The 12,501-nt window shown below is 66.7% G+C and carries 12 protein-coding genes, 1 tRNA gene and 1 pseudogene; 7 read left to right on the top strand and 7 right to left on the bottom strand.

The annotated features are described in order from the left end of the window. On the top strand, positions 1 to 1,702 hold a 1,702-nt coding region (locus tag A5691_RS06605; protein WP_197504947.1), incomplete at its 5' end, for a UPF0182 family protein. A 127-nt stretch (positions 1,703 to 1,829) separates the two neighbouring features. Here A5691_RS06605 and A5691_RS06600 read toward each other — a convergent pair. Continuing rightward, positions 1,830 to 2,810: a GlxA family transcriptional regulator gene (locus A5691_RS06600; protein ID WP_197499208.1), complete on the bottom strand. Its 981-nt coding sequence runs from the start codon at positions 2,808 to 2,810 to the stop codon at positions 1,830 to 1,832. Positions 2,811 to 2,883: 73 nt separating this feature from the next. Here A5691_RS06600 and A5691_RS06595 point away from each other — a divergent pair, with 73 nt between their 5' ends. The 4 genes from A5691_RS06595 (at position 2,884) to A5691_RS06580 (ending at position 5,019) form a co-directional block, all read left to right on the top strand. Continuing rightward, complete coding sequence (locus A5691_RS06595; protein ID WP_067785089.1) at positions 2,884 to 3,534, top strand: HD domain-containing protein; 651 nt, start codon at positions 2,884 to 2,886, stop codon at positions 3,532 to 3,534. A gap of 13 nt (positions 3,535 to 3,547) precedes the next feature. After that, positions 3,548 to 4,246: a nitroreductase family protein gene (locus tag A5691_RS06590; protein WP_068015945.1), complete on the top strand. Its 699-nt coding sequence runs from the start codon at positions 3,548 to 3,550 to the stop codon at positions 4,244 to 4,246. Positions 4,247 to 4,268: 22 nt separating this feature from the next. Then, positions 4,269 to 4,805, top strand: coding sequence for a cupin domain-containing protein (locus tag A5691_RS06585; RefSeq protein ID WP_067751308.1), 537 nt, complete (start codon positions 4,269 to 4,271; stop codon positions 4,803 to 4,805). A 137-nt stretch (positions 4,806 to 4,942) separates the two neighbouring features. Continuing rightward, positions 4,943 to 5,019 (top strand) — tRNA-Met (locus A5691_RS06580). 55 nt (positions 5,020 to 5,074) lie between these two features. On the opposite strand, the gene A5691_RS06575 is transcribed toward A5691_RS06580, so the two are convergent. The 3 genes and pseudogenes from A5691_RS06575 to A5691_RS28540 form a co-directional block, all read right to left on the bottom strand. Beyond that, the gene (locus A5691_RS06575; protein ID WP_197499207.1) at positions 5,075 to 6,307 is read right to left on the bottom strand and encodes a cytochrome P450; all 1,233 of its coding nucleotides are present in this window, start codon (positions 6,305 to 6,307) and stop codon (positions 5,075 to 5,077) included. A 72-nt stretch (positions 6,308 to 6,379) separates the two neighbouring features. Then, a complete protein-coding gene (locus A5691_RS06570) occupies positions 6,380 to 6,688 on the bottom strand; it encodes a hypothetical protein (RefSeq protein WP_231968744.1) in 309 nt (102 codons plus the stop codon). Beyond that, positions 6,685 to 7,565 (bottom strand): annotated as a pseudogene (locus A5691_RS28540) (SDR family oxidoreductase). Before A5691_RS28540 ends, A5691_RS06570 begins: the two are co-directional and overlap by 4 nt. Before the next feature lie 106 nt (positions 7,566 to 7,671). Between A5691_RS28540 and A5691_RS06560 the strand changes: the two are divergent. Continuing rightward, the gene (locus tag A5691_RS06560; RefSeq protein ID WP_255369313.1) at positions 7,672 to 8,268 is read left to right on the top strand and encodes a TetR/AcrR family transcriptional regulator; all 597 of its coding nucleotides are present in this window, start codon (positions 7,672 to 7,674) and stop codon (positions 8,266 to 8,268) included. A 40-nt stretch (positions 8,269 to 8,308) separates the two neighbouring features. Here A5691_RS06560 and A5691_RS06555 read toward each other — a convergent pair whose 3' ends face one another. Beyond that, complete coding sequence (locus A5691_RS06555; RefSeq protein WP_068015943.1) at positions 8,309 to 9,520, bottom strand: cytochrome P450; 1,212 nt, start codon at positions 9,518 to 9,520, stop codon at positions 8,309 to 8,311. Between the two features lie 272 nt (positions 9,521 to 9,792). Between A5691_RS06555 and A5691_RS06550 the strand changes: the two genes are divergently transcribed. Next, positions 9,793 to 10,467: a TetR/AcrR family transcriptional regulator gene (locus A5691_RS06550; protein ID WP_067785077.1), complete on the top strand. Its 675-nt coding sequence runs from the start codon at positions 9,793 to 9,795 to the stop codon at positions 10,465 to 10,467. Positions 10,468 to 10,583: 116 nt separating this feature from the next. Here A5691_RS06550 and A5691_RS06545 read toward each other — a convergent pair whose 3' ends face one another. Both A5691_RS06545 and A5691_RS06540 read right to left on the bottom strand, forming a co-directional pair. Beyond that, on the bottom strand, positions 10,584 to 11,072 hold the full coding sequence (locus A5691_RS06545) for a glutathione peroxidase (protein ID WP_068259881.1): 489 nt from the start codon (positions 11,070 to 11,072) through the stop codon (positions 10,584 to 10,586). A gap of 50 nt (positions 11,073 to 11,122) precedes the next feature. Then, on the bottom strand, positions 11,123 to 12,501 hold a 1,379-nt coding region (locus tag A5691_RS06540; RefSeq protein ID WP_231968889.1), incomplete at its 5' end, for a helix-turn-helix transcriptional regulator.

The raw sequence follows: 12,501 nt of genomic DNA, 5'->3' as shown, positions 1-12,501 counted from the left end.
GCGCGACTGGATCAACCGGCACAGCGTCTACACGCACGGCAACGGGTTCATCGCCTCGCCGGCGAACACGGTGCGCGGCGTCGCCAACGACCCCAACCAGAACGGCGGCTATCCCGAGTTCCTGGTGAACGTCGTCGGCGCCAACGGCAACGTGGTGTCCGACGGCCCCGCGCCGCTGGACCAGCCGCGCATCTACTACGGGCCCGTCATCGCCAACACCTCAGCCGACTACGCGATCGTCGGTCGCAACGGCGCCGACCGCGAATACGACTACGAGACCAGCGCCGAGACCAAGAACTACACCTACACCGGGCTCGGGGGAGTTCCAGTCGGGGACTGGCTGTCGCGCAGCGTGTTCGCCGCGAAGTTCGCGGAGCGAAACTTCTTGTTCTCCAACGTGATCGGTTCCAACAGCAGGATCCTGTTCAACCGCGACCCGGCCCGCCGGGTGGAGGCGGTGGCGCCGTGGCTGACCACCGACAGCTCGGTCTACCCGGCGATCGTCAACAAGCGGCTGGTGTGGATCATCGACGGCTACACCACGTTGGACAACTATCCGTACTCCGAGCTCACCTCCCTGGAGTCGGCGACCGCCGACTCGAACGAGGTGGCGTTCAACAAGCTGGCCCCCGACAAGCAGGTCTCCTACATCCGCAACTCGGTGAAGGCCACGGTGGACGCCTACGACGGCACCGTGACGCTGTACCAGCAGGACGAGCAGGACCCGGTGCTCAAGGCGTGGATGCAGGTGTTCCCCGGCACGGTGAAGCCGAAGAGCGACATCACCCCCGAGCTGGCCGAGCACCTGCGCTATCCCGAGGACCTGTTCAAGGTGCAGCGGATGCTGCTGGCCAAGTATCACGTCAACGACCCGGTGACGTTCTTCTCGACCTCGGACTTCTGGGACGTGCCGCTGGACCCGAACCCGACCGCCAGCAGCTATCAGCCGCCGTATTACATCGTGGCGAAAAACATTGCCAAGAACGACAATTCGTCGTCGTATCAGCTGACCAGCGCGATGAACAGGTTCAAGCGCGACTACCTGGCCGCCTACATCAGCGCCAGCTCCGACCCCGCGACCTACGGCAGGATCACCGTGCTGACCATCCCGGGTCAGGTCAACGGGCCCAAGCTGGCCAACAACGCCATCACCACCGACCCGGCGGTGTCGCAGGACCTCGGCGTGATCGGGCGCGACAACCAGAACCGGATCCGCTGGGGCAACCTGCTCACGCTGCCGGTGGGTCAGGGCGGACTGCTGTACGTCGAGCCCGTCTACGCCTCCCCGGGGGCCAGCGACGCCGCGTCGTCGTACCCGCGACTGATCCGGGTGGCGATGATGTACAACGACAAGATCGGGTACGGCCCGACGGTGCGCGACGCGCTGACGGGGCTGTTCGGTCCCGGCGCGGGCGCGGCCGCGACGGGTATCCAGCCCACCGACGCCGGCAACCCCCAGGCGCCCCCGCCGGTGACTCCGCCCGTGCCTGCCAGCCCTCCCGGATCGCCGCCGCCGACGGCGCTTCCGCCGGTGCCGGACGGGTCGGTGACGCTGTCCCCGGCCAAAGCCGCCGCGCTGCAAGAGATTCAGAGCGCGCTCGGCGCGGCCAAGGACGCCCAGAAGAAGGGCGATTTCGCCGGCTACGGCGCCGCGCTGCAGCGGTTGGACGACGCGATCACCAAGTACAACAACACCAAATAGCCCTCAGGCCCCGTCCATTCCAGCCGACCGTTTCGGCCGACCGCGAGCGTGCGTGTCTGTACACCGACACGCCGAAAAGGGTGGCATTCTGCGCACCCTCGCCGATGTGGCGCACACGAAATAGCCATCACGCGAAGGCCGTTCGGAACCTGTCCCGATAGGCCTTGGGGCTGATGCCCAGGTGGTTGACGAACACCCGCCGCAAGGTCTCGATGCTGCCGAAGCCGGCCATGCCCGCGGTCTCGCTGACGGACCGGCCGGATTCCAGTGCGCCACGGGCGAAGTCGATTCGAACGAGCTCGACGTAGCGGGCCGGGGTCATGCCCAGCTCGGATTGGAAGAGCCGGGTCAGCTGGCGGGTGCTCAGTGACGCCCGGGCCGCAAGGGATTTCACGCTGTGGTTCGCGGCCGGGTCGGCCGCGACCGCGTCGATGACCGCGCGCAGCGGCGACTGCGGCGGCGGATCGGCCTCCACCAACACCGAGAACTGTGATTGGCCCCCAGCGCGTTTGAGGTAGACCACCAGCCACCGGGCCACGTTGCGGACCAGTTCGGTCCCGTAATCCATTTCGACCAGCGCCAGCGCCAGGTCGATGCCGGACGAGATCCCGGCCGAGGTGAACACGTCGCCGTCGCGGACGAAGATCGCGTCGGGATCGACGGTGACATCGCGAAAGGCCCGGGCCAACAGCCGGGTCTCGTTCCAGTGCGTCGTGGCGCGCCGGCCGCTGAGCAGACCGGCCTGGGCGAGGATGAACGACCCCGTGCAAATGGATGCCATCCGCCGGGCTCGCGTCGCTATCGACCTGACGGCCTCGACGAGCGCGGGATCCACCGGCCGCCGGGGCAGGTGGTCGCTGCCGGCGACCAGAACGGTATCCGCGGATTCGATCGAGGAAATCCGGTCGGTGACACCCAGTCGACTGCCGATCGACGTGGTGACGTCCCGGCCGTCCACCGACGCGATCTTGAGCCGGTAGTCGGCTCCGAACCGGTTGGCTTCGACGAACACCTCGCCGGTCCCCGCCACGTCCAGCATCGTCACGTCGTCGAAGACGACGATCACCACCACCCGCGAATGCGCTCCGGTCTCGGCCACGTAAGACATTGTGTCGCTTTCTGTGGACAGGACGGCCCGAACGCCCACGGTCGCCTCGGCCGTGCGGCCGCAGACTGACGGCATGAATACTCAGTCAATGGAAAGCATCGCCGGCATCCGCATCCCCGACTCGGCGTTGGTGCTCGAGGCCACCGATTTCATTCGAGACGCCGAGGACGACCTGCTGTTCCACCACTCGCGGCGGGTGTTCCTGTTCGGCGCGCTGCAGGGCCTGCGCCGGGGGCTGCAGCCCGACCTGGAGCTGCTCTACGTCGCCGCCATGTTCCACGACCTCGGGCTCACCGAGCGCTACGGCACCTCCTCGCTGCGCTTCGAGGTCGACGGCGCGAACGCGGCCCGGGACTTCCTGACGGCGCATGGTGTGGACGAGGCCGACGCCGCCAAGGTGTGGCTCGGGATCGCGTTGCACACCACACCCGGCGTGCCCGAGTTCCTGGACCCCGAGGTCGCTTTGCTCCAGGCCGGTGTCGAGGTCGACGTGGTCGGCATCGGCCGCGAGCACCTGGCCCCCGACGCCCTCGCCGCGGTGACCGCCGCCCACCCGCGCCCGCAGTTCAAGCAGCGCATCTTGGCCGCGTTCAACGACGGGATGAAGCACCGCCCGCTCACCACCGCCGGCACCATGAACGCCGACGTGCTGGCGCACTTCGATCCCACCTTCGAGCGGGTCGACTTCGTCGACAAGATCCTCAACAACAGCTGGCCGGAATGAAGGGAGCGGACAGATGGACATTCACGAGGCGCTCTACACCACCAGGATGATGCGCCGGCTGCGGCCGGACCCGATCCCGCGCGACGTGCAGGCCCGCATTCTCGATGCGGCCGTCCGGGCGCCCAACGGGGGCAACACCCAGCGCTGGCACTTCGTCGCCGTCGACGATCCACAACTCATCCACGAGTTCGGCGAACTGTTCCGGCAGGCCCGCGCGGTGGAATACGAGAAGTTCAGCGTGGGTCAGGGACCGATGGTCGTGCCGGGGCCCGGCGTGGACCTCACCGCTCACGCCGAGACGATGCGCCGCATCAAGGGATCCGGGAACTACCTGGCCGACCACTTCGACGAAGTTCCCCTGTTGCTCTTCGTGTTCGCGATCGACGATCTCGGCGGCGCCAACATCTACCCCGCGATCTGGAGCGCTCTGCTCGCGGCCCGGGCCGAGGGCGTCGGCGGCGTCATGACGATGGTGCTCAACAATTTCCGGGACAAGGTCAACGAGATGCTGGGCGTGCCCGTCGAGGAGGGCTGGGAGATGTCGGCCATGCTGACCCTCGGCTACCCACTGGGCAAGTGGGGCGTGGCAGCCAATCGCCGCCCGGTGCACGAGGTTTCGTCCCGCAACGGCTGGGGCAAGCCGTTCGGTGTCGAGGTTCCGCAGCCGCTGTGGCCGCCGAGCGAAGCGGCGGGCCTGGCCGCGGCGGGTTGACGGGACCGGGAGGATGAGTCACATGACCGAGCAGGACGACATCGGCGTCACCGTGGTACGGCCGGGCGAGGGCGAGTACGTCGCCCTCCCCGGGTTCGGGGCGGTGTTCAAGCTGACGAGCAAGACCACCGGGGGCGAGGTGTCGATCGTCGAGCACCCGTTCGAGGTCGGCCTGCTCACGGCGGCGCACCGGCACACCCGCGAGGACGAGCACTCGATCGTGCTGGCCGGTGAGATCGGCTTCCGCTCCGACGACAGCGAGGTGGTGCTGGGGCCCGGCGGCTACATCACCAAGCCCCGCGGTCAGATGCACGCGATGTGGAACGCCGGCAGCGAGCCGGGCCGCATCATCGAGGTCATCACCCCGGGCGGGTTCGAGAACTATTTCCGCGAGCTCGGCGAGCTGCTCGTCGAGCACGCCGACGACCCGGTCGGCAAGGTCCTGCACGAGTTGCCCGAGTTCGGCGAACTCGCCGACAAGTACGGGCTGACGTACGGGTCGCCCGACTGGATGGACGACATCGCCCGGCGCTACGGGCTGAAGGCGCCGTCGCACTGACCCGTTGCCGCCGAGATTGCCGTCATGGCTGTGGTCGGCGCCCTGTCCACGACCATGGCGGCAATCTCGGCGCGGCAACCCCGTGACCGCGCGATTTGGTCGCCGTGATGCGGGTTCGGTAACCTGGCATTCACCAACGCGGGGTGGAGCAGCTCGGTAGCTCGCTGGGCTCATAACCCAGAGGTCGCAGGTTCGAATCCTGTCCCCGCTACCAAGTGAAACGGCCCCCGGAGGAGACTCCGGGGGCCGTTTTGGTGCGCAACAACACCTCAGGCGGGGGTGAGGCGGATCGGCAGCCGGGTGGGTCCGCGTAGCGAGCTGTGACGCGACCACTGTGTCGGACCCGCCGGGGTGATTCGGGCGACGCGGCTGACGAGTTGGCGCAGTACCGCCTGGGCTTCCATGCGGGCCAGCGGTGCGCCCAGGCACATGTGTGCGCCGTAGCCGAAGGCGACGTGCGTTCGCGGGTCCCGGTCGGCGCGATACTCGTCGGGATCGTCGAACGCGCTGGGGTCACGGTTGGCCGCGCCGAAGGACAGCAGCACGCGTGATCCGGTGGGGATGGTGACGTCGCCGATGCGGTAGTCCGCGCGGGTGTAGCGGTACAGGTTCTGTATCGGCGTCGTGAAGCGAAGCTGTTCCTCCACGGCCAGGGGGATGAGGTCGGGGTTGGCGCGAATCAGGTCGTATTGGTCGGGCCGTCGGGCCAGCGTGTCGAACATTCCGCCGAGCAGGTTGGTCGTGGTCTCGTTGCCGGCGATCAGCAGGTGGATGGCGATGAGCAGAAGCTGACGGTCGGTGAGGCTGCCATCGGTGTTGTGCTCGATGAGCCGCCCGAGCACGGTGGTCGATCCCTTGAGTCCACCCGCAGCGAATTGCGCTGTGAAATAACGCCACAACGCCACCATCCCCGTTGCCGACTTGGCCGCGTCGACGATACCCGCGAAAGTGGGCCTCAGCTCCATGACTCCCACCGCGCGTTCGGACCAGCGGCGGAAGTCGCCGGCGTCTGAGTCGGGCACTCCGAGGATCTGGGCGATCAGGCGTATCGGCATCGGTATGGCCAAGCGCTGCACGACATCACAGCCGGGGTCGTCCATCACGTCGGTGACGAGGTCGATGGCCAGTTTTTCGGTCATCTCCTGCCAGGACCTCATCGCGCCCTTGCTGAATCCCGGCTGGACTTGTTTGCGCAGCCGGGTGTGTTCCTCACCGTCGGTGAGCACCGCCAGCGGAGCGGACATGCGCAGGCGCGTGACCCCCTGGGTGCTGGTGACCCGGTCGGTGTCGCGCAGCGCCGCCCGCACGTCGTCGAGGCGGCTGACGATGAAGGTGGCGCGCCGGGGGTTGTAGTGCACGCGGCCGCTTCGGTGCAGGGCGCGGTACGCGTCGTACGGGTCCGCGGCGGTGGCGGGGTCTTGCGGGTCGTAGTCGGTGTTGACCGCGCCGGTCCACCCGGCGCGGCCGCGGCGGCGGGTGCGGACGGCGGCAGCGACATTCATCCGCACGGCATGGCCAAGCAGTCGGGCGCCTTCTGCTGCTCCTTGAATGGTCTGCTTCGCGGCCATGCTGGCCTATCCGATCGCGCCGCTGAACCGCCGCGATCGGACCTGGGTCGCGACGATGCAGGTTGTGAGGTAGGCGAGGTAGCAAACCCCCAGGGTGTACGCGTGTAGTCGAGTGCGGGGAAGGGCCGCCAGGATTCCGAGCGTCGTTTCGATGCCACCGTTGATGTAGGTGAAGGCACGCGCGTGCCGGGGAAATGCGAGGCGGTTGAACGGCTCGAACACGCTCGGGGCCAGGAAGTGTGCCAACCCGGCGCAGATCCCGGCGGCCGCGTGCACGGGTCGGTTCTGTCGACGCCGAATCTTGATGTCGGTCAACGGTTTCCGCTCCTCGTCGGGCCGAAGAGGGTTGCGAGGGCTTGACGGGCTGTGGCGAGTTTGGCTCTCGGTGTCAAGGCTGCCAGAACGCCACCGTCGCAGACGATGTCGATGCCGGTGAGATAGCTGGCTCTGTCGCTTGCGCAGAACGCCAGCAGTTCGGCAACCTCCCTTGGCTCGCCGATGCGCCGCAGCGCGGACCGCTCGGCGAGCGCTCCCGAGCCGGTTCGTTCCTCGAGCCTGCCCATGGCGGTGTCGATGGTGCCCGGCGACACCGAGACGATTCGTCCACCGCGACGGCCGAACCTGGCGGCCTGCGAGGAGCAGTACCACTAACGAAATTCTTGCTGATCGAATAGGCGAACCCCGGCCGCATGGCGGCCGGGGCGATATTGCAGGCGGAGGTCATCTTCTTCATGAAGACATCGGCGTCGCGTTGCGCGTGCTTGAAATGACGGCGGGGGACCATGACCCGGGGAAACATGTGCGCCGCAACCGACGCGACGTTGACGATCGCGAATCCGTCCTCGACGGTCGGGTAGAACGCCTCGTTCACGTTGAGCGTGCCCAGGGCGTTGATGCGCACGATGAATTCCGCCGAACCCATGCTGGGGCTCACGCCCGCGGCGTGAACGACCGATCTGACGACGCCGAATCCCATTGCCTGGCTGACCAACTCGGCGACGGACTGGTCATCGGTGATGTCGACGACGGAGGTCTTGCACTCGACGCCACTGGCTTCCAGTTCCTTCGCCGCCGCGTCGAGACCGTCGCGACTGACATCGCAGAGCACGATCGAGTGGTCTCGTCCCAGGAGTTTCGCGGCTGCGAGCCCCATGCCTCCCGCGCCCCCGGTGACGACGCACACGTCACGCATCGGCACCTCCACCGGGCAGTCGAAGCGATCGAATTTCGAGAATATTATTCTCGTAAATAGTGTCACACGGTGCCGCCGGTGTAAAGGGCGGCGGGCTTAGGGTCGTGTGGTGAGCCAACCTCGCCGAGGCCGACCGCGAAGCGCCGCCGCGCACGAGGCGATCCTGGCGGCGACGCGCTCGCTGCTCGTTGACGTCGGCTACGCCGGGATATCGATGGACAAGGTGGCCGCAGCGGCGGGGGTCGGCATGCAGACGGTGTATCGGCGCTGGCCGTCGAAAGCACCCTTGGTGGCCGAAGCCGTCATGCAGCAGTACCCCCCGGCTGACTTCGCGCTCCCCGACACCGGCGATTGCGTCGAAGATCTACGAACGTGGATGCGCGAATACGCCGCACGCACAGCCGCGTCGGAAAATGCCGCGCTCATCCGAGCACTCGCCGCGGCGGCTGCCGAAAATCTCGACGACCGAGACAGCCTCTACCGGCAACTCACCGGTCGCATCCACCACGCGGTGCAGGACCGGTTGCGAAAAGGGATCTCTCAGGGTCAGATTCAGGCCGGCGCCGACGTCGAGGCTGTCGCCGACGCGCTGATCGGAGCAATCCTTTATCGAATACTCAGCGCGACAACACCCGTGAGCGAAACGCTCGACCGGTACGACGGGCTTATCGACACGCTGACGCGAGGACTCGGTCCTCGTTGACCGCGGTTCGCGACGATCTGCGAATTCGATCGCCCACCGGCTATGAGACGAACGCCGGCATCGATTCCCAGCCGCGGACGGCCGAGGCGGACGATAGGCGCGCGTTGTCGGTGTCGATGTTCCATTCGGGGAAGCGCTTGAGGATTTCCTCGAGCGCCACCCGTCCCTCCAGCCTGGCCAGCGCGGCTCCAAGGCAGAAGTGGGCTCCCACGCTGAATGCCAGATGCTGACGCGGCTGGCGATGGATGTCGAAGAGGTCGCCGTCGGGCGGGAATTGGCGATGGTCACGGCAGGCCGAGGCGATCAGCGGCATCATGACGCTGCCCTCGGGCACCGTGTGGCCGTACCAGTCAGTGTCGCGAGTGACGTAGCGGGCCAGGTGCGGTACGGGAGGTTCGCAGCGCAGCAGCTCCTCTATCGCCTGCGGAATCAAGTGAGGATCAGCCGCGATTTCGCGCCGCTGGCCGGGATGGTCGGCAAGAACTTTTCCCGCCCAGCCGAGGAGCCGGGTCGTCGTCTCGTTGCCCGCGGCGGCGATGAGCCCGATATAGAGCAGGATTTCCTCGCGGGTCAGCCGTCGGCGAACCCCAGTCTCGTCATCGAATTCGACGTTGAGGAGCTCGGTCATGATGTCGTCGGAGGGGTGTTCGACGCGCCAGTCGAGATAGGCGGCGAATAGCTCGTCGTAGGCCTCGTCGGGGTTGATGCCCTTGGCCAGGGTCATGGGCTGGCCGGCCTCGGTGAGCAACGACGCATTCGAGCGATCCCGGACGCGCTCCTGGTCCTGCTCGGGGATGCCGACCAGCATCCCGATGACCCTCATCGGCATCTGGGCGCCGAGATCGGCGATGAAGTCGAATCGTCCAGTGCCGACGAGGGGATCGAGGCACTGTGCGCAAAACGCTCGAATTTTGCCCTCGAGTTCTGCGACCTTGCGAGGGGTGAAGATCCGCGCGAGCAGCTTTCGGTGAACGTCGTGAACCGGTGGGTCTTCGAAAACGATGATGCCAGGCGGTATCTCGATGTTGGCCTTGATCACTTCGAGGATCATTCCGCGCGCTGAACTGAAGGTGCCGGTGTCCACAAGCGCACGACTCACGTCGTCGAAACGACTGAGCGCGTAGAAGTCGTACTGCTCGTTGTAGTACAGCGGCGCCTCCTCGCGGAGCCGCCGGAACACGGGATAGGGATCGGCGAGAAGCCCCATATCGTACGGGTCGTAGCGAATGTCGCTGGCCTGGCTTGTGGTCATGGCCGTCCTCCCGCTGCAGGGGAAACTCCGCGCTTCCTCCCGGTATCACAACAGACGCGACGCCAGATGACAAGACGGAATTCTGCGAGATGTTACGTCTAGGCAGCTTGTCGCCGGGAGCGGGTTCCGCCTTGCGCTGCCAAGTCTGTTTGACAGCATCTTGATCCATTCGGGACGGCTGGTCGCACTTGACGTGCGGCCGGGGCTCGCCATACGTTCAGTCGTAGATTGTCACGCCATAGAGGGCTGGAGCGCCACGATGGGTCTTTTCTGTGCGTAGTCATGGGTGGTCGGGTCAAACGCCCTCCTCCGACGAGGAGGCGGTCAACAGGATCCTCGACGCGGTTGACTCCGTGGTGGCGGAAGGCGGATCGGCCGCCGTTCGCATCAGCGATCTCGCCCGGATTCTGGGAGTGAGTCGGCAGACCGTCTACCGCTATTTTCCCAGCGCCGAAGCGCTACTCATCGGCAGCCAAATGCGGGCTGCCAACGGCTTTCTCGATCGTCTGGCCAACCACCTGCGTGGCTGGACGAATCCGGCCGCGGCCCTCGTCGAAGGGGTGGCATTCACCGCCGAGGAGTTCGCCGGCGACCCGCTGATGGCGCGCGTCATGGTGACCCGGCTACCCGGTGGCGCGTCGGCCCCGTCTACCGCCGGCGCCGCAATTAGCCTCGGACGAGAGATGTTTCGACGATATGACGTCGACTGGGAAGCTCACGGCTTTGATCACGCTGCGATCGACGATCTCATCGAAGTCGCTGTGCGCACATTGCAATCGGTTCTGCTCGACCCTCCCGAGCGACAATCTGACCCGGTGGCACTCCGCAGACTGTTGGGCAGATGGCTGGGACCTGCTGTGCTGTACCAACAGCTGACCCGTGACGTCGACGCACTGACCGCTCTGGCGTCGGCCGGCCGACGAATGGCTCCCAGCAAGCCGGCGTGACCGCAGTCGCACGCGCCGTCGAGTTGCCCCTCGATCGCAGACCGATCTGACCCGACGGTGGTCCGTGGTTTCACGTCCGGCCAGGCCCGCAGGCGAAGCCGATCTGCCTGGCCCGCCTAGCGCGCCAGCACCGCCTCGATGGCGCTGATGACCTCGGGGGCGTCGGGCGCGGTGCGGGGCCGGAACCGCTGCACCACCTGACCGTCGGGTGCGATCAGGAACTTCTCGAAATTCCACTGGATGTCGCCGGCCTCGCCGGCGGAATCGGCGGCCTTGGTCAGCTCGGCGTAGAGCGGGTGACGATCGTCGCCGTTCACCTCGGTCTTGGCCAGCAGCGGGAACGTCACGCCGTACGTCGTCGAACAGAACTCCTGGATCTCCTCGGCCGTGCCCGGCTCCTGGCCCATGAACTGGTTGCAGGGGACGCCGACGACGGTCAGGCCGCGCTCGCCGTAGTCCTCGGCGAGCTTCTCCAGCGCCGTGTATTGCGGAGTCAACCCGCACTTGGAGGCGACGTTGACAACCAGCGTCGCGCCGTCGGCCAATTCGGCCAGCGTGGTCGGCCGGCCGTCGAGGGTGGTCAGGGGGATGTCTTTGAGGGTCACGCCGACGACGCTAACCGAAGGCGGCGACAGCAGCCAGACCCGAGGCGCAACTAGGGCAACAGGTGTCGCCGCCTGGCCTCGGAGACCGATTCCCCGCGCCTGGTAGCGCCCAGCTTGATGTAGATGCCCTTGAGGTACCACTTGACGGTGTTGATCGTGACCCCCAGGTTCCGCGCGATCTGCTTGTTCGACATTCCACGCTCCAAGAGCCGCAGTACCTCGATTTCGCGGGGGCTGAGCGGTTCTTCCGGCGTGGGAGCACGATCGGAGTCGCGCGTGACGACCGGGATGGCCGCGTGTTTGGCGTCGGCGTGGGCAGTGGCCAGCAACCGCGAGAGATAATCGGGCGGAACCTGGGCCAGCTTGGGCGGCCAGCGGCGGGTCCGGCTGGCGTCGCGAAGATGGGCAATGGTTTTGAGGATCTCCGGCCCGGCGTCGACGATGGTGCGCAGTAGCCCGGCGCGCGCGCCGTCGAGCAGCGCGGGGACGAGGATTTCGGCGGCGGCTTCGGGGTCGCCGGCGAGGAAGACAACCCTGGCGAGTTCGATGGTGCTGAGGGCTGCGCCGAGACGCCATCCGGCGGCGGTGCTTTCGTGATGCATCCTGGACACCAGATCGTGTGCTGTGTCGTAGTTGTTTTCCGCGCAAGCGATTTGGGCCCGCGCGCTCAGTTGGTAGTGCCGGGTGGCCATCGCGATGCCGTCCATGCCGTTGGCCACATCGTTGCCGCGGCGTGCGAGAATCTGTTGCGCGCGGCTGGTGTCGCCCAGCGCGAGGTGTAGACGCACGCACTCGTTGTCCAGCGCTGCGGACAGCCTCGGCAACGAAAGCTGCTGAGCCGCAACATGTCCTTCGTCCAGTAGGCCGAGCGCCTCATCGATGTCGCCACGAAGCACCTTGATACGGGACAGGGTGCTGTAGGTCGCGATCATGAAGTCAACGACACCGCTTTCGGCGCCGAGCTCGTGACATTGCTCCAACAGCCCTTCGGCCGTATCGATTTCACCGCGTTCGTAGTGGAGCCGGCCCAGCAGGGCGCCCGCCAGCCGGGCCGCATGTGAATGCGGGCCGGCTTCGTTCTGAGCCAAAACGAGCGCTTCGGTGTAGCGGTTCTCCGCGGTGGGCAGGTCGAGTTGGGCGAATGCGGCAAGGCCCGCGAAGCACCGCCCGTACACACCGGCGAAGGGGCCGCCGGCGGTTTCGTGAAAGGCGGCTGCCCATTGTTGGCGCGTCTGTGCGCTTTCATAGGCGAAGGTATGGATGTCGACGAAAGTGCGGATGTTGGCGGAGACGGCCACGAGGAATGGCCGGTAAGGCGGATTGTCGACGATGTAGGGCGCGACGAGGGCGCAGGCGCGGTCGATGCGATCGCCGTAGACGTCCGTGCAGGCCTGCACCACGTCGGCCTCGCCGAGGACGCCTGCGCCGA

Origin of the sequence: Mycobacterium sp. E183 (genome assembly GCF_001667735.1) — a bacterium.
In the GTDB taxonomy this organism is placed as follows: domain Bacteria; phylum Actinomycetota; class Actinomycetes; order Mycobacteriales; family Mycobacteriaceae; genus Mycobacterium.
The sequence above is the reverse complement of the archived record's forward strand: the minus strand, read 5'-3'. Positions and strand labels throughout refer to the sequence as shown.